The organism is Bacillus sp. 16GRE42, assembly GCF_019837435.1.
Classification (GTDB): domain Bacteria; phylum Bacillota; class Bacilli; order Bacillales; family Bacillaceae_G; genus Bacillus_A; species Bacillus_A wiedmannii.
Genome location: NZ_JADAXF010000002.1, coordinates 58,842 through 78,773, shown reverse-complemented (window position 1 = coordinate 78,773; position 19,932 = coordinate 58,842). Strand labels below are relative to the sequence as shown.

The 19,932-nt window shown below is 36.2% G+C and carries 5 protein-coding genes; 4 read left to right on the top strand and 1 reads right to left on the bottom strand.

The window, feature by feature from the left end:
- The first annotated feature begins 1 nt into the window (after position 1).
- The 4 genes from ILS93_RS12605 (at position 2) to ILS93_RS12590 (ending at position 4,677) form a co-directional block, all read left to right on the top strand.
- Positions 2-1,216 (top strand): O-antigen ligase family protein, encoded by a 1,215-nt coding sequence (locus ILS93_RS12605; protein ID WP_064476580.1) that lies wholly within the window; start codon positions 2-4, stop codon positions 1,214-1,216.
- Positions 1,191-1,988 carry a glycosyltransferase family 2 protein gene (locus ILS93_RS12600; protein WP_064476579.1) on the top strand — a complete coding sequence of 266 codons (798 nt, stop codon included), beginning with the start codon at positions 1,191-1,193 and terminating at the stop codon, positions 1,986-1,988. Before ILS93_RS12605 ends, ILS93_RS12600 begins: the two co-directional genes overlap by 26 nt.
- Positions 1,985-3,037: a glycosyltransferase family 4 protein gene (locus ILS93_RS12595; RefSeq protein ID WP_064476578.1), complete on the top strand. Its 1,053-nt coding sequence runs from the start codon at positions 1,985-1,987 to the stop codon at positions 3,035-3,037. The genes ILS93_RS12600 and ILS93_RS12595 overlap by 4 nt, the downstream gene beginning before the upstream one ends.
- Positions 3,038-3,129: 92 nt before the next feature.
- Positions 3,130-4,677, top strand: a complete 1,548-nt coding sequence (locus tag ILS93_RS12590) for a glycoside hydrolase family protein (RefSeq protein WP_222655013.1) — start codon at positions 3,130-3,132, stop codon at positions 4,675-4,677.
- Positions 4,678-4,788: 111 nt separating this feature from the next.
- Here ILS93_RS12590 and ILS93_RS12585 read toward each other — a convergent pair whose 3' ends face one another.
- Positions 4,789-19,821 carry a DUF7507 domain-containing protein gene (locus tag ILS93_RS12585; protein WP_222660634.1) on the bottom strand — a complete coding sequence of 5,011 codons (15,033 nt, stop codon included), beginning with the start codon at positions 19,819-19,821 and terminating at the stop codon, positions 4,789-4,791.
- Positions 19,822-19,932 lie beyond the last annotated feature (111 nt).

Below are 19,932 nucleotides of genomic sequence, written 5' to 3'. Positions count from 1 at the left end.
TATGGAAAATAATATAAAGATATCGATGAAATGGATTATGCTCTTAATATTATTTGTCATGTTAAGTAAATACAACATATATATTGGATTTTCGCTGAAGATATATATGATTTTTTTAGTTATATATTTTTGTTTAACAGTTAAAAACTTTCATATTCAAAAGCTATATTTTCATGAAGTTGTATTTTTGCTATTTTATTTCATCTATTGTTACAGTGGAATTCTTTCTATATATTTACATGCTAGTATTCGTATGATTCTTGGTGTGCTACTTGTTTTAGGGTGTTATTTTATAATGAGAAATTTATTAGGAAATGTTGAAATAGCAACACTTGAATCATCTATTGTTTATGTAGGATTCATATTTAATGTTGTAAGCCTAATACTGTATATAGTCGGTTTACAGCACTTTGGATTGTACGGTGGAGAAGAGAGAGAAATTTTTGCTGGACTATTAGTTGATAGAGGGTATCCAAGATTAATTGGTTTGCTAGATGATCCTAACATTTTTATTTTTTATAATACAATATTTTTTATGTATTATATGACAAACCTACATAATATGACGAACATTTTAGGATTGATTTTATGTGTTACGACAAGTTTATTAACTTTTTCAAGGGGAGGAATATTGGCACTTGTGCTTGTCGTTTTTGTATATGTATGTACATCTAGTTTTGCAAAAAAAATAAAAATAATAATGAGTTTACTATTGTTTGGTGTAGTGATTTTTAGTTTATCGAATAGTGTAATGGGTGGCCAATTGGATGACATATTGAATAAACGAATTTCTGATTTTTCGCATGATAATGGAAGTGGTAGATTTACATTATGGGAAGCTGCTTTTAAATATTATTTATCCAATCCATATATCGGAATCGGTGCATTTAATTTTTCGAATTATTATGAGTTTCAATTTAATGAAAAGTTATATGTACACAATACATTTTTAGAAATTTTGTCTGAATCGGGTACAATTGGTTTTCTGTTATATAGCGCTTTTTTATTCATATTAATGTTCAAGTTAACGCAGTATACTTTGTTTCGTGAAAAACCGTATCTTTTATTGACTATGATTGCATTTTTATTTCAGATGATGTCATTGTCACTCATTATTAACGAAGCGTTCTTTTTATTTTTAGCAATGGTTGTGAAGTACATTTCAATATATGAAGGAAGGGGAAAGGTAGATGGTAAAATGTCTATCAGCACATAATAAGGCGCCTCATGTTTCTGTAATAACACCTTCTTATAATAGTATATTTATAGGTGAGACGATTTTATCTGTACAGAATCAATCATATGAAGAGTGGGAAATGATTATCGTTGATGACGCTTCAACTGACCAATCTCTTGCAAAAATTAAAGAGATAATAGAAGGGGACTCGCGTATTAGATTATTATCATTAAAAGAAAATGTTGGTGCTGCTAAAGCTCGGAATATAGCGATTGAAGAGGCGAGAGGAAGGTATATTTCCTTTTTAGATAGCGATGATATATGGTTGCCACATAAATTGAAGACGCAATTGTTATTTATGGAAGAAATGAATGCGGCTTTTTCATATGCATCGTATAGCTTAATCGATGAAAACAGTAATGAACTAAATCGAGAAGTGAATGTACCAAAATTTGTTGACTATCATCGTTTGGCAGGAAATACAATTATCGGTTGTTTAACAGTAATGATTGATCGTGAAAAAATTCCGCATATTGAAATGCCTAGTGTACAGCCAGAAGATACAGCGTTATGGCTGAACTTATTAGATGAAGGACATGAAGCCAAAGGAATACAGCAAGTGTTAGCGAAGTATAGAATTGTAGCAAATTCTGTTTCGAGAAATAAAATTAAAGCGGCTTTTCGATATTGGAAATTATTAAGGGAACAAAAACGACTGAATGCAGTGCAAATCTTTTACTATTTTAGTAAGTATGCTTTTCATGCCTATAGAAAAAATAAAATCAATGTAGTTGGGAAGACGCAATTATGAATATACTGTTGATGACAGATAAATTGATAACTGGAGGAGCCGAGAGTTATTTTTGTAAATTGGAAAGCAATTTGCGTGATGAGAAATTTACGGTTTATACAGCTGCAGGTGATGGAGAACTATATGAATCTCTTACTAGAAAAGAAAATTTCATGTTACTTAGTCGATGGAATCATTTGAGAAATATTCATTACTTACGAAAAGAAATTTGTAAACGAAAGATAGAACTTATTCATGCAAATAGTTTTCGAATGGTATTATATTCCTTTTTAATTCAAAAGTTCATGAAAAAAAAGATAAAAGTCGTATATACGAAACATAATGTAACGATATTAGAAAAGAAAATGCCAACTTTTTTTCGTTATTTTATAAATAAATATGTGAATAATATTATTACAGTAAGTGAGTTTGAAAAGAATAATTTAATTTCAATGCATGTAGCAGAAGAGAAAATAAAGACAATTTATAACGGTGTGGATATTGAAAAGTTTTTATTCCAGCAGAAAAAGAAAGAATCTATTTATAAAATAGGGATATTAGCTAGACTATCCAAGGAGAAAAACCATCAGTTATTTGTAAAAATTGCAAATGTGTTGAAAAAAAGAGATGACTTTTTGTTTTATATTGCTGGTGATGGACCAGAGAAAGAATCTATTATGAAAGAAATAGAAAAGTATGGATTGCAGCAAAGTGTAAAGATGTTAGGGAATATTTCAGAGCCGCATAGGTTTATAGGAAATATGGATGCCCTACTTTTATTATCTTTTCGTGAAGTGTTTCCAATGGTAGTAATTGAAGCAATGGCTACAGGAACACCGATTGTTTCAATAGATGTTGGTGGAATAAATGAAGCGGTAATAGATGGGGAATCAGGTGTTTTGTTATCTGAATATTGCGAATCGGTATTTGCAAGTGCGCTTGAGGAACTACAAGGAAATGAGAAAAAGGTGAATGGTATTAGACTGAAAGCACGAGAGAAAGCAGAGAGATATTTCTCATTAACTAAAATGATAGAAGAAACGAAAAGTATATATGAATTAAACAAATGACCGTGCAAGTCGTTTGTTTTTTTTATTATAGAAACTTTTAAGAGAAAACTCACATATTATATGAAAAAGGTAATATGAGGAGTGAATTTATTTTGTCAGAATATATTTCTTCCCAAGAAGATTGTGTACCAGAAAATAGCGTTCATATTAATTGTTTTGGAGCAGTTCCGAATTCAGGGAATGATAGCTCATTAGCAATTCAGCAAGCTATAAATTATTGTGTAGCGAACCGAATTTCGACGGTTAGAATTACAGGGATAAATACGTACAAAATTGTAAAGCCGATTGTTATTAAATCAAATGTAAGGTTAGAGCTAGATCCTACTGTTACGTTGCAAATTGATGGAGATTTTAATGCGTTTGAACTGCAACAAAATGCATCTATTACGGGTGGTACAGTTCAAGTTATAAATCCAGTGTTTCAATCTACTGTTATTTATGTTTCCGGTTCACAACAAATAGAAGTTCCTAATCACTCTCTTATATCAAATATAAATATAGTAAATGCAACGTCGTCATATAAAGGTAAGGCTATACACTTTTATTGTCAAAAAGCATGGGATTATATTAGTTTCTTTCAAGTTAACTTTATTCAAATTAAAAACTTTCAAACTGCAATACATTTGAAGACAGAATATATAGATGATATAAATACACCTTGCTGGATTAACGCAAATGTATTTCAATCTATATTTATTGATGGATGTCAGTATGGGATAGAAGTTGATGGAAACAGTGATTTACCAAATGAAAGTTCAGGAAATACGTTTCATGATATTCAAGTACAATGTAGACAGCAAACGAAAAAAGTCATTCGTTGTACGGGTGCCTATAATACATTTGATTGTATGATTTGGGATACGTACCGGATGAGTAGTGAACAGATTGTCATTGAATTTTCTTCTAATTCGCATCGTAACTACCTTTTTTCGAATTTACTTTCCACAACTATTGTAGATAAAGGACAATACAATGTTTGTAAGTCTACCTATGAAGAATCTCTTCGGATTCAGTTGCCGATTACGTTAAATAAACCACATTTAATAGGGAACCAAGATGATATATTAGTAAATGCTCCACAGAAGTATACTGTTAAGCAAGTAAGTGGGAAATTACCTTACGGGGGGAATCTCGCAAATTGCTTTAATTTAATAGATGAACAAAGTGTAAACTATATCGATGTTCCAGATAGTAATCCAGTTGTGATTGAGCTAGATTTTACGAAAAATCCAATCAAAATGTTGAATTGTTTTGGCATGTATTTTGGATGGGGAGAGAGTCCGAAGAAAATTAAAATCGAATATGCATTAAGTGCAACTGGAAATTGGGTTGTTGCATCGGATGTTCCATTAAATGTAGGCGATACAATTATATCGAATATGAAGGCGAGTCAACTATATAAAGTAAGAATTACATTGAGTGGTTATTCTCAAGACCAAAAGCGTTTTCGGATTAATCGTATGTTTGCAAGATCGTCGATGGAAAATGGGAATGCTTGGTTAGCGACAACTGGCGGAAGAATGTTTGGAGATATTGAAATAGAAGCAAGTAAAGGTATCATTATGAAGACTGCTAGTGGAGCGAAATGGAAAGTAACGATTAATGAGGCTGGCCAGCTTATTACGACTAAAATAACTTGAGATGATGATTGGTTGTAAATGCTTGGACGAGTTATTAGGTAGTACGATAAAGGGAATAAAAAAGAGATTGTAATTTGGGTTCAACCAAACTACAATCTCTTTTTGTTTAAATTAACGCCACCAAATCCAAGTCCAAAAGTAATTTCGTATATTTCGAGGGGTAATGCGTATAAAATGTTCGCCGTCAAAGAAACAATTGAAATTTGGAAGTGTTTCATCAGGATTTTTTGGAATAAAGTTGACGGTGTTTTCGTTGCTTGTAACGGTTACTGTAATTGGTGGGTCGGTAGGTGAGACTTGAAGTTGTAACGAAATATCCGCCGTGTTTTTAAATTCATTATTAACAGGTGGACTTATCACTTGTACTGTGAATAACACGCTAATTGTTTCGTTTGGTTCCAAATTAGTAGCGACTAGGAAACCGATATTCGGATTCGCTAGTGGAGAGCGTTCGCCGTTAATAAAGACAGTGCCGTTCATGAATTGTAAACCTAGTGGAATGGTATCTTGTAATGAAACATTTGAAAGTGAAATATCAGAAGTATTTGTAATACGCACCGTATAATCAAAATATTGGTTTAAATAAGCTGAGTTGACGGAAGCGTTTTTTACTACTGTTGCAGTTATAAATTGAACTAGTATGCGTACAATGTTTGAATTAACAATGAAAGTAATAATCGGGTCTTGTGGTGTCAATTGGAAAGCTGCTGTAACTGTTGCGGAATTGACAATTGTATTGTTTGAAGGAATAGAAGTGACGAGAACTTTAAATGTTATCGTTGATACTCCATCTGCAGGTAAAGCGCCGATATTAATACCAGTGTCTGGACGAACATTTGGAACCGGAGTACCGTTAATTGTTACGCTGTTTTCTACAAATGTTGTACCAGCTGGAATGATATCTAGGACAGAAGTACTGATTGTAGGAATTGGTGAATGATTTATTACTTCCAATGTGAAAGTTATGGTCTCTCCTGTTGTTACGATAGATTTATCAGCTGTCTTTTCAATGCGAACCATCGGATCAACTACTGTTGTTGTAACGGTATTTGTTTGCTTTGTAATTGTAATAGGCGGTTCATTCGGATCAATGGTAACAGTATAGGAAATAGAAGCATCGTTATTGATTGCAGATTGAAGAGTTGAAGAAGATATTGTTACTTGGAAAGTAATGATAGCAGCTTCATTAGGAACAAGATTTCCTAATGTAATACCATTTTCAGGATTTGCATTAGGTTGATTGATTCCGTTAATCGTAACGCTGCCCGTAACGAAGGCTGTATCTACTGGTACGGTGTCTATGGCAAGAAGGTCTTCAATCGTAACATTACCGCTATTTGTAATCGTAATTATATACGTTAAAGTTTGACCAGGTAATGCATTCGTTACATCAACAGACTTAATAGCAAAGACATTATCATTTTGGACAGTCGTTGTGACGGTATTGGTTGTAGTTGCATTCGTAACAGGTACGTTATTTGGGTTGACTATATAGTTAAAGGTAGTAATTGCGTTGTTGTTGAGTTCATTTGGTGTTGGGATAGAAGTCACAGACACTTGGAATGAAGCGATAGCATTTCCGCCAACAGTTATGGTACCAATTGGTATACCACTTACTGGATTAACTCCCGGAAGAGTTTCTCCGTTTACAATGACGCTATTTTCTATAAACGTAGTACCTTGAGGAATAATATCTTGAATGACTACATCATTTGCTGCAACATTACCAGTTTGATTGAGTGTAATCGTATACGTTAACGTGTCACCGACTGTTGCAAATGCTAGGTCAACAGTTTTATTACTATTCAAAGTCGCATGATTAATTGTTGTTACGGCAGCTGATGAAATAATAGTTTCGGTAATAGGTGGTCGATCTGGTAACGTGTATTGGTATTCAATTGTACTCGTGTTAGAGATTGGATTTGTTTGCGGAATTGAAGTAACCCGTACTTGGAATAGAATAGTTGCTGTCGTATTAGACGGAATGTTATCAAGTTGTATCCCGTTAAGTGGATTGTCATTTGGACGAGCGGTGCCATTCACAATAACACTATTCTCTATAAAGCTCGTATTTGCTGGGATGATATCTGTAACGATAATGTTTTCTACTTGTATATTCCCACTGTTTGTGATGGAAATGGTGTAAGGGATAATCGTTTGTAGGTCAGCATATTGGATAGGTGTTGTTTTTATAGCGAGTACATTAGCAGAAATAACTTCAGTGAAGGTAATATTACTAGTTGATATTTGTTCCTCGCCATTAATTGTATAACGAGAAGTTGATTGGTTTTGGATACGACTGCTAGCTGGAAGAGATACCACGGTAACGGAAAACGTGACTGGGATAGAAGTGTTAGGAGCAATCGTTCCTACAAGTATACCAGTACTTGGATCCGCGTTAAGCTGAGGGATATTATTTACTAACACACTACCGTTTATAAAGGTTGTTCCATCAGGGATATTGTCTGTAAATACAACAGAAGTAGCATCCGTATTTCCTGTATTCGTTAAAGTTGTTGTATAAGTTAAAATGTCACCAATTGCTACAGAGGTCAAATCAACTGTTTTCAGTGAAACGATATCAGCGTCATTAATTTGGACGAAAGTAGTATTGGAAGTAGTAGATTTTTGAATAGGTGCAAAGTCAGGGTTGAAAATAAAATCGTAGACGATGTTTGCAGTATTAGGTGTTGGGTTTACAGCAGGTAAATTCGTAACGGAAACTTGGAACGTTATTGTTGTCGATTGATCTGCTGCGATATTAGGAATAGAAAAGCCGATATTTGGATCTGCTGCAGGAAGTACAGTGTTGTTAACTGTTACACTTCCCGGAATAAATACTGTTCCATCCTCTATAGTATCTGTAAAAAAGATGGAGTTAGTTGTAGTGGATCCGTTATTTTGAATGAGTACTGTATATTCAATGGTTTCATCAATATTAGCTAATACTGTATTAGCGGATTTTGTAGCGATAAGAATCACATCAATAAATTGTATATTTGTAGTATTGGAAGATGTCGTTTCTGAAATTGGTGGCAAGCTTGGGTCTGGCTGATACTCATAGTGGATGACGGCGATATTATTAATGTTATTTTGAGAAGGTGCAGAGACTACATTTACTTGGAATGTAACGATAATTGTATTGTTTGGAAGGATAATATCAAGGGTGATTCCGGTAATTGGATTTTCGTTAGGTCTCGGTATGCCATCTACAAGAATGCTATTTGGAACGAATGTGGTGCCAGCAGCAATTGCGTCAATTAGGAGAGTATTTGTAATAGGTACTGTACCAGCGTTTGTAACTGCGACTGTATATGTGATGATTTGACCTATGCGTGTAATAGATCTGTTAGCGGATTTAATTGCACTCACATTTGCCGTCCGCACTTCAGTATTTACTGCATTTGATAATGATCTACGCTGAATAATCGGAGAACTAGGGTCAATTTGGTATTCATACGAAGTGTCTGAAATGTTAATGACTGTGTTGCCCTCGGGTATATTTGTAAGTTGTACTTGGAATGAAATAGTGACTGTTTCATTTGGTTGTATCGTGCCGAGGGTTACTCCATTTTCAGGGTTCACACCAGGCTGAATCACGTTATTTATTGATAAGCTATCTTCAATGAATATAGTACCTTCTGGAATGTTGTCAATGAACACCGTATTGTTAGCTGGAACAGTTCCTATATTTTGTAGTGTATTTGTGTAGGTAATATGTTGCCCGATGGATACGAAAGTAACATCCGCCTGTTTAACAGAAATAATATTTGCATTTTGAAGTGATGTTGTAACAATATTAGAATTTGCAGAGCGATTCACTGGTGGAGCTGTAGGAATACTTACATATTGGTAATTTACAGATGATTGATTTACAATTTCGGTTTCAGTAGGTGGATTATTTGTTTGTACTTGAAATAGTATCGTTTTGGAACTATTTGGTGGAATCGTTCCAATTGGTATTCCGTTTTCAGGATTTGCATCAGGCTGAAGTACACCGTTAATTGTGACACTGTCTGGAACGAATGTAGTCCCAGCTGGAATAGAATCTGTAAAAGTAATATTTATTGCGTCAACATTTCCGGTATTTTTCACTTCAGAAATATAAAGTATAGTTCCGCCAATATCTACAGTGATTGGATTGGACGTTTTTGTAACTGTCAATTGTGCTTGCACGAAATTTGTAATGACAATATTACTTGTAGATGTTTCAGTAATAGGCGGTTGCCCTGGGTCTGGTTGAATTGTATATGTTGTATTAGATTGATTTGTAATCGATTGTTGCGAGAATGAATCGTTAATAAGAATTTGGAACGAAATAAGGTGAGTAGCGTTTGCTACTAGGTTAGGCAAAGTAACACCTGCATTTGGATTTGCACCAAGTATAGCTGTTCCGTTAAGTGTAAAACTATTTTCTACGAATGTAGTCCCTTCTGGAAGCGTATCTGAAAATATGAGATTAGTAGCTGGAATATTTCCGGTATTTTCTAGCGTTATCGTATAGGTCAAAATGTCACCGGTTGTTGCTTGTTGTGCATTGACAGCTTTTAAAGAAAGAACATTCGCATCCGAAATTTGTGTGAAAGCTGGATTAGACGTAATGGTTCGAGCGATGATAGGAGCAGTTGGATCGGCGATAAAAGTATAGTCAATACGGGCTATATTAGAAATTGGATTCGCGCTTGGAATGGATTGAACGATAACTTGGAATGTGACGGTGACGATTTCTGAAGGTGCAATGGCGTTTAAGGAGATTCCTACGTTTGGATCAGCACCTGGAGCTGAAACGCCATTAATGGTCACACTATCCGGAATAAATGCAGTTCCCTCTGGGACCAAATCTGTTAAAGTAACTGTATTTGCAGTTGTATTCCCGTTATTTTGAACGACTACTGTGTAAGTGATTGTACCGTCAGTAGACTGTACGAGGGAATCTGTATTTTTAATTACAGATAGCGATGCATCAACGACAGCTGTATTCACCGTATTAGATGAAGATGTTGCTGTAACTGGAGGTTGACTTGGATCGACAATATAAGTGTAACTTGTAAGTGCTTGATTTATAATTGCTCCTTGCGGTGGAATAGAACTTGCAAGAAATTGGAACGTAATCGTAGCAGAATCACCTGGTGCGATAATACCAACTGGAATACCGAGAGTTGGACTTGCATCTGGAAGTGAAATCCCGTTAAGCGTGACACTATTTGGAACAAATAATGCCCCTTCAGGAACTCCGTTAATGAGTAATACAGAATTTGCAGGGAAGTTTCCAGTATTCGTTAATGTTGCTGTATACGTAATGATATCTCCGATAGATACGATTGTACGATTTGCTTCTAAAACAGTTGTAACAGTCGCGTTATTAATTTGTGTGGAAGCACTATTAGAAGTTATTGTGCCTGTAACAGGGGGAGAGGCCGGATTAACTATAAATTCGTATTGAATAGATGCAACGTTTGTAATTGGATTCGAAGGTGGAGTAGATGTAACTATGACTTGGAAAGTAACAGTTAAGGAACTACCCGCGTTAACGGTTCCGATAGTAACTCCGTTATTTGGATTTGCACCTGGAATGGTACTTCCATTTACAGTAAAACTATTTTCAACAAAAGTTGTTCCTGCTGGAATCGGATCTGAGAAATTTACATTCGTAGCGTTTGTATTGCCGCTATTTTGAATTAAAACTGTATAAGTGATCGTGTCGCCGATGTTTGCAAAGGCAGTATTAGCAGTTTTTACAGCTGAAAGTATTGCTGAATTAATAGAAGTAACGAAGACGTTCGTTTCCACATTGCCAGGCTGAGCCTGTAATGCATTTCCTACGTTATATTGGAAGTTCACAAATCCTAAGTTTTGGAGTTCAGGTGTGAACGTTGTTGGGTTGCTTGTGATTTGAACTTGGAACATGATTGTTACAGTTTGATTTGGAATGATTGTATTTATGCCAATACCGTCAATGATAGAAGCAGATGCTAATGGTGTGCCATCAACAATAACTGATCCTGCAACAAATTGTGTCCACGATGGAATCGGGTCTGAGAAAATAACGTTATTAGCAGGAATATTTCCTGTATTCGTAATCGTAGTTGTATACGTAATCGTATCACCAATCGTTGCAAAAGCTTTATCTCCGATTTTAGTAGTAGTTAAAATGGCACTTTCAATTGTTGTTGTAACACTATTTGAAGTAATGTTTTTTGAAATAGGAGGATTAGCTGGATTGACGATATGTTGGAAACTAACACTAGCTTGATTGGTAATTGGATTTATAGGCGGAATTTCATCGGCACTAATATGAAATGTTACAATGACAGATTCGTTTGGCGCAATATCACCAATTGGAACGCCTGTAATTAGGTCTGCATTTGGGATGGTAGTTCCGTTAAGTGTAAAACTATTCGGTTCAAAGGAAGTTCCGTCTGGAATTAGGTCGGTAAAAATAACATTCGTCGCACTAACATTTCCGCTATTTGTAATCGTAACGGAGTAGACAATATCTTGCCCAATATCTACTGTTTCCACATTTGAATTTTTTTGTGCAGTAAGGATAGCGCTATTAACTTGTGTTGTCGTTGTATTAGATTGATTAGAAGTTGAAATGAACGGCTGATCTGGATCAACAATATAACGGTAAGTGGTAAGAGCCGAATTAGAAATAGGATTGTTGATTGGGAGGGTTGAAACGATGGCTTGGAATGTGACGATTGATGTGTTTCCACCATTAATTGAACCGATATTTACACCAGTAGATAAATCAGCGGTTGGAATGGTTTGCCCATTAACTGTGAAACTGTTTGGAACGAAACTTAAATTACTATCAAGTATATCGATAACGGTAACATCAGTTGCAGCCACATTCCCGGTATTAGGAAGGCTAAGTGTAAATGTTATTGTATTACCAACATCCGCAAAAGTAAGATTTGCTGTTTTTGTACTAATAATAGTTGCATTGTTTATTTGAAGAAGTGTCGTGTTAGAATTAGCTGTACTTGAAACGGGAGGGTTAACAGGGTCAACAGTAAACTCATACGTCGTTGATGCTGTATTTGGTGCAGGATTATTAGGTGGGATGCTGTTCACTATAACTTGAAAGACGATACTATATATTTCATTAGGCGGAAGTGCTGCAAGTAATACACCTGTATTCGGATTCGCGTCAGGTTGTAAAACACCATCAACAGTTAATGTGTTAGGAACAAATGTGAGTCCGCTCGGTAATACATCTGTGAATACAATGTTGGCTGCATCTGTATTTCCTATATTCGAAATAGAAGTAGTGTAAAAAGCAGTTTGCCCGACGTCTATAAAGGATACACTTTCATTTTTCGTCATGGATAATATAGCTTCTTTAATTTGAGTTGAAACAGGATTGCTAATTGAAGTTTCTGCATCAGGCGGTGAGACTAATTGATACGATGTTGATGAGAAATTTACAATTGGGTTTTCGGTTGGTAATGACGTTACAGTAACTTGGAATGAAACTGTTACTGTAGTCCCAGCTGTTATAGTCCCAATATTTACACCGTTCGATGGGTCCACACCGCTTTGGGGAATACCATTAATAGAAAAAGAGTTTGTAATAAATGTAGTTCCGCTTGGCATTGTATCAGTGAATATAACATTTTGTGCGGCGGAATTTCCGTTGTTTGATAGAGTGACGGTATAGGTGAGTGTGTCTCCAATACGACTAAAGGATTTATCAACTTGTTTTAATGAAAGAATGGTAGCTGTGTTAATTGTAGTGAACACTGTGTTTGAAGTAACATTCCTTGAAACAATAGGGGCATTAGGATCAGCGATAAATGTGTAAGAAGAACTAGCGGAATTGGCAATAGGATTTTGAACAGGAGTAGAAGTAGCGGTAACTTGAAATGCTATTGCTATTGAGCTGTTAGGAGCAATTGCTCCAATTGTTATGCCTGTATTAGGATTAAGCCCAATTTGTGTGATGCCATCAATTGTAACGCTATCAGTAATAAACGTTGTACCATCTGGTATAAGGTCAGTGAACGTAATATTCGTAGCATTTGTATTACCGCTATTCGTTAAGGTTGTCGTATAGGTAATGGTATCACCTAGCGTTACAAGTGTTTGATCGACTGATTTAATCATCGTAATCATAGCATCTAATACAGGGGTTGTAACAATATTCGTTGAAGTAGAAGTAGTAGCAGGAGTTCCGTTTGGATCAACAGTATAAGAGTATAAAATCGTATCGTTACCCATAATCGAGCTTGAAGGTGGAACAGAAATAACATTTACTTGGAAAGTAACAGTTACTGTTTCACCTGGAGCGATATTTGGTATAGTTACTCCAAGTGCTGGCTGTGCACCAAGCTGTTGGATGCCATTTATTGTGACCGAATTTGGTACGAAAGTAGTGCTAGGAGGAATGGTACTTGTAAAAGTTATATTTGTAGCAGGTGTATTTCCTGTATTCGTAATAGTAGTCGTATACGTAAGTGTATCACCGACGGAAATAATAGATTTATCAACAGTTTTTGTTGTATTTAATATTGCACTATTAATGGTTGTTGAAACTGTATTAGATATATTCGTTTGTGTTACGGCAGGCTGACTAGGATCGACCACATGTGCAAATTGTACAGAACTAAAATTAGACAATGGATTTATACTTGGAATGTTTGTAACAAGTACGTTTATCGTAATAGCAACCGTACTACCAGGGTTTATATTTCCAATCTGAATCCCACTAGCTGGATTTCCAATTTGTTGAGTGCCTAATTCGTTTATAAGAGTTCCAGAAATAAATGTTGTGCCTTCAGGTAAAATATCGGTAAATATCACATTTTGTGATGCTACATTTCCAGGGTTGCTTAAAGAAATGGTATAAGAAAGTGAGTCCCCGATTGTTGCGAACATTTTATCTACAGATTTAATGAGTGCAACTTCTCCAGAATTTATTTGTGTTGAAACAGAATTAGATGTCGTACTTCGTGAAACAAGTGGTAAATTAGGTCCTGTCATAAATTGATAATCAATGGAAGCTCCGTTTACAACCGGTGAGTTTGGACCTCCAGGTCCAATTGTGAAAATTGGATTTGGAATACTAACTACTTGCACGTGGAAGGTGACGTTTGTAAAATCTCCTGCAATAATATCCCCAATTGGTATTCCGTTTGCTGGATTTACCCCAGGTAATAAAACTCCACCTACTCGAACGCTATCTTCTATAAATACTGTATTGTTTGGAATTGGATCTGTAAAAATGATATTCGTAGCAGTCGTGTTCCCGATATTTTCTAATAAAACCGTATACGTTAAAAATGAATTTCCAGGTGCGATGTCAGAAAATAGACGATCTACACTTTTCGTTGCTTGGATGATTGCTTCGTTAATTTGCACTAAAGTTGGATTACTTGTAGCTGTTTCTGTCACTGGCGGCTGGGTAGGATCCACAATGATAGAATATGTCGTGCTGGATTGATTCAACGTTGGATTTGTAGCTGGTATTGAGCCGACGATTGCTTGAAAACTAATTGTTGTCGTTCCTCCAACTGGAATTGCGTCTAAAGAAATCCCGCTATCTGGTCTAAAGCCGAGTTGTGGGATCGTATTAATTTGTACGCTATCAGGCACGAATGAAAGTTCAGGTGGTAATATATCGATAAAAACAGGTGTGTTTGCGGTAGTATTTCCGCTATTAGTGAGAGTAGTTGTATACGTAATTGTATCTCCGACAGCAGCAAATGCACTGCTTGCAGTTTTTGTTGCGATAACGGAAGCGGTATTTACTTGTGTAAAAGTTTTATTGGATTGAACTGTTCGTGAAACAGGCGGCTCATTAATATCAACAATAAAGCTATATTGAAGCGATGATTTGTTAGGAATTGGATTAGGGTTTGGAAGAGTTGTAATATTTACTTGAAAACTAAGTGTAACCGATGCATTTGAATTCAAGTTACCAATAGTAATACCGTTTTGTGGATTTGCATTTGGGATGGTTACACCATTTATTTTAAAGCTATTTGGGACAAAAGCGGTACCGTTGGGAATTGTATCTGTAAATACAACGTTATTAGCAGTAGTATTTCCGGTATTTGTAACAACTGAAGTGAATGTAATTGTATCTCCAATTGTAGCAAAAGTTGTACTAGCATTTTTATTTATTACTAAAGTAGCATCAACAATCGGTGTAACTGTCGTGTTTGTTACGGTACTACCAACAGCTGGTGTTTCAGTTGGATTCACTGCATATTCGTAGTTTACAAGAGCATTATTCGTTAAAGTTCCACTAGGTGGAATAGCGAGGATTTTCACTTGGAATGTAATGAAAGTAGTGCCTCCTGGTGAAATATCGTCTAAATGAATACCTAATGACGGGTCTAATCCAGGTTGGGAAACGTTATTTATTGTAACGGAATTTGGGATGAAGGATGCGCCTGGTCCAAGTCCATCTGTTAAAACTGTAGCACTAGCAGGGATATTTCCTGTGTTCGTAACTGCAATCGTATAGGTAACGATATCTCCAATTGCAGCAGTCGGTGTGTTCACTGATTTCGTAGCGATGATTGTAGCGTTATTAATTTGAGTTGTTATTACGTTACTTAACGCATTGGCGGATGTTGGAGGTAAGTTAGGATTTATGACATATTGGTATGCTGTATTACTTTGATTAGGGATTGGGTTCGGATTCGGGATGGAATTTACTTGCACTTGGAACGAAATTATCGTATTTGCATTCGGATTTATTGGATCAATTGCTATTCCATTCGCTGGATTTACATTAGGAAGTAGATTCCCATTTACTGTTACACTATTAGGAATAAAAGACGTCCCGCTTGGAATGGCATCTGTAAATATTATACTTGATGCAAGTGTGTTTCCATTATTCGTTAAAGTAGTCGTATACGTAATAATATCATTTACGTTCGCAAACTGTTTATCAGCAGATTTTGTAGCGGTAATCGAGGCGTTATTAATAGTTGTCTGTACAGTGTTAGATGCCACCATCTGCATGACAGTTGGTTTGGATGGATCGTACGTGTATTGGAATGTAGTGCTTGATTGATTTGTAATTGGATTTGTACTAGGGATAGTTGGTACAAAAACCTGGAATGCAACAGTACGTGATGAATTCGCTCCTATCGTACCAATAAGAATGCCGTTAGCAGGATTTGCATTGGCTATAGGGACACCATTAATCGTTACAGTATTAGGAAGGAAGATGGTACCGGCTGGAATGATATCTGTAAATGTTACATTAGAAGCAGGGATATTACCGTTATTCGTTAAAATCGTAGCATACGTAATGACATCGCCAACATCAGCAAAGTTTGTACTTGTTAGTTTCGTAGCAACAATATTAGCGGTGTTAATTTGTGTCGTTACGATATTGCTAGTAGCGTTTCTAACAACAGCAGGTAAATTTGGATCTGCGATAAAGCTATATTGAAGTGCAGCGCTGTTTTGAACTGGATTTGGTGAAGGTAAACTATTTGCACTAATTTGAAAAACAATGGTTGTAATTCCACCTGCGGGAATTGTCCCAACTTGAAGGCCAGCACTTGGATCCGCACCTAGCTGTAAAGCACCGCCTATAAAAATACTATTTGGTACGAGAGTCGTACCAGGAGGGAGTATATCGGTAACAACTACACTATTTGCTGGAGTATTCCCAGGGTTCGCCAAGGCAATTGTATATGTGATTGGTTGCCCAACATCGGCGATAGTTAAATCTACATCCTTGAAAATAATTACATTTGCTACATTAATTTGTGTACTTACAGTATTACTTAAAGATGTTTCTATAGTTGGTGGATCTCCCGGATTTAGAATAAAACTATACTGTGTACTAGATGAATTTATTGTTGGGTTTTGTGTAGGTAAAGCTGTGACAGTTACTTGATAAGAAACGGTAATTTCACCGTTAGCAGAAATGGAAGGTAACGGAACACCTATGTTCGGATCTGCGTTATTTTGTAATACACCATTAATAAGGAAGGTGTTTGGAATAAAGGTAGTTCCATCTGGATTTGTATCTACGAAAGTTGGACTATCAGCAGTAACACTTCCTGCATTCGTTAAAAGAATAGTATAAGTTAATATATCCCCAACAGTAGCGAACGCTCGGTCCACTGTTTTTACTGAAATGACATTTGCATCGTTTACTTGAGTAAATGTAGTGGTTGAAGTAGTGTTCTTACTTACAGGTGAAGCGTTTGGATCCACGATAAAGTTATAGGAAATAGAGGCACTATTTGAAATAGGGTTTGGATTTGGGATGCTAGTTATTAATACTTGGAATGAAGCTGTAATTGTAGTATTCGCATTGATGCTACCAATATTGATGCTAGCTGGTGTAACGCCTGGTTGAGCAACATTGTTAATCGTAACGCTGTTTGGTACAAAGGCAGTACCATTCGCAATTGAATCGGATAGTACTACATTGTTAGCCGCAACATTTCCATCGTTTGTAAGAGCAAAGGTATAAGTTAATACATCTCCAACTTCCGCAAATGTTTTATCTACAGATTTTAAAGCATGAAGATTTGCGAGTCTAATTGCTGATGTAACAGAATTAGAATTTGCTGTTTTTGAAGTTGGTGGCAGACTCGGATTTACAGTATATAGATAAGACGCGAAAGCATTATTAATGATAGGGTTTTGGGCGGTAATATTGATGACTGTTACTTGGAAAGAGAGGGTAACAGTAGCTCCGCCAGGAATTGTGCCGATAGGTAAGGCAATGAGAGAATCTACATTTTGCAAAACTCCATTTAGTGTTACAGTACCAGGAGTTAATATCGTTCCATTTGGAAGTGGATCTGTTAGTTGCACGTTCGTAGCAGCTGTATTTCCACTGTTTGTAATAAGAATTGTATAACTGATTGTTTCGCCAATTGTAGCAAATTGTTTATTTGTTGATTTTGTTAATGTTAAATTCGCATTGTTAATTTGAGTGGAAACGAGATTAGAAGAAATGTTTTTTGTAGTGGGTGATTGGCTAGGATTGACGGTATATTGATAAGAAGCGCTGGATCCATTAGATACGGTATTTGACACGGGTATTGTGTTTACTACTACTTGAAATGAAACATTTTTTGTTGTACCGGTTGGAATAGATCCTATATTCACACCAGTAGCGGGATTTGCTCCAACTTGTGTTGTGCCATCTATTGTTAAACTGTTGAGAACAAAAGTTGTTCCAGTAGGAATGACATCTGTAAAAATAACATTGTTCGCATTCGTATTACCTGTACCTGTAAAGGAAACAGTGTACGTTAGCGTATCACCAATATCTGCAAAATTTTTATCTACTGCTTTTGCCATAGTTACAGTAGCGTTATTCACTTGAGTAGATACGATATTCGTCGTATCAGTCCCGCTTACTGCAGGCTGATTTGGCACAGGAATGTATTGATATGTTGTTGTACCACTATTTAATATTGGATTTGTTTGGGGGATAGAAGGAACGAATACTTGAAATGAAATAGTAGTAGTAGAATTTGCAGCAATGGTTCCAATGGATATACCATTAGCGGGATTCGCTCCAGCTTGAATAACTCCGTTAACAGTTACACTTCCTGGAATGAAAGTAGTCCCACTAGGAATTGGATCCGTATATATAACGTTCGTTGCAGCGATATTTCCTATATTAGCTAAGGCAATACTGTAAGTTAACGTTTCACCAATGTCAGTAAAGATTTTGTTAACTGATTTTGTTCCATTAATATCTGCGAGATTAATTTGTGTTCCTGCAGAGTTGCTTGTTGCAAGACCGTTAAAAGTCGTTCCTCCGGCAATCGGTGTATATTGAAATGTAATATTCGCAGTGTTAGAGATAGGATTTTGACTTGGAAGAGAAACGACAGTCGCTTGGAAAGCTACTGTACGAGAAGAGCCATTATTAATTGTCCCCAGAGATATACCGGCGACCGGATTTGCGTTTGTTTGTGGTACGTTATCTATCGTTACGCTTCCAGGTATAAAGGAAGTACCGTTAGGGAGAACATCTGTAAAAGTAACGTTATTTGCAGGAAGAAGCCCGGTGTTAGGAACAGTAACTGTATAGGTTAGAATATCTCCAATTGTAGCGACACTTTTATTCACGCTTTTAGTTGCTTGTATATTAGGTGAGTTTATATTGATTTGTAAACCGACTGTATTTAACATATATGCATCCCCGTTAGTAGTTAAACGAATTGAGGCAGATACTTGGGAATTTGTTAAATAAGGAGAAATATCAATGGAAGTAATGTCCCATCCTTGTCTTCCAGCGGAGATATTTGTACTTGTAGAGGCACTCTGGTTTCGCGTTCCAAATGTCCCAGTTGTATCTAAGTTCCCTGCAGCATTATTAATTTGAGAACCGAAGAAATTATTAACAGCATTATTTGGCCCAGATAATGCATTTAATGAACTGAAATTTGGTCCAAATAAAGCTTGATCCCCAGTTAAATCAGCATCCCCTTCAGTAGAACTTAAAAATAATCTCCCGCTTACAGGTCCCCCGGCAGGTGTTAAAAACCCTGAGACAGATACATCTGCACTACCGGTTTCTACAGAAACGCGGTTACCAGCTACGTAAATTGTTAAATTTCTTGCGGGTAAGGAACCGTTTTGATAAGCGACAATAAGCGTCCATCCTGCAGAATTAATGGCTCCATTAGAAGCGTCTAAAGGATCTACAAGTCCAGGAACAGAACCTGTTGTATAAGATCCAGATCCAGCAGCTTGAACGAGTGACGTTACATCCGCTGATCGTGTGTAAAATCCAAATGTGACAGATCCAGAAACGAATGTTTGATTTGAAGCTGTAACAGCCGAAGGGGTAATTGAGTATGTTGACACAGGTGTTGTAAAAGAAACGGGGTTTCCTAATACACTCGTAATGTTTTGATCACGAGATAAATAGTTTCCACCCCAAACGAGTTCTGCGTAAAGAATAGTACTACCAGCAGGGATATTCAAAATAGCGGTAGAACTATTTTGTGTATAGTTTAATGTTGTACCAGCAGGAAAAGTCGTTACTTGTAAAGCAGTATTCGTAGTTACGAATGCACCAATTGCCCCGATTGTACCAGCACGGTTTTGATTACTAATTTTACTTAACCCGAGTGTATTACCTGTAATTGCGAGTGCGCCGTTAGTGGTGGTAGAAAATCGATTCGTAATGGGCATGTTGTCACCTCATTTACAATATAGTCTTGGTCAAAATAGGATATGTGTGTGACAGATAAAGTGAAACATGTACAAGTTGATTTGATAATAATGATTTAAATGTCTAGATAA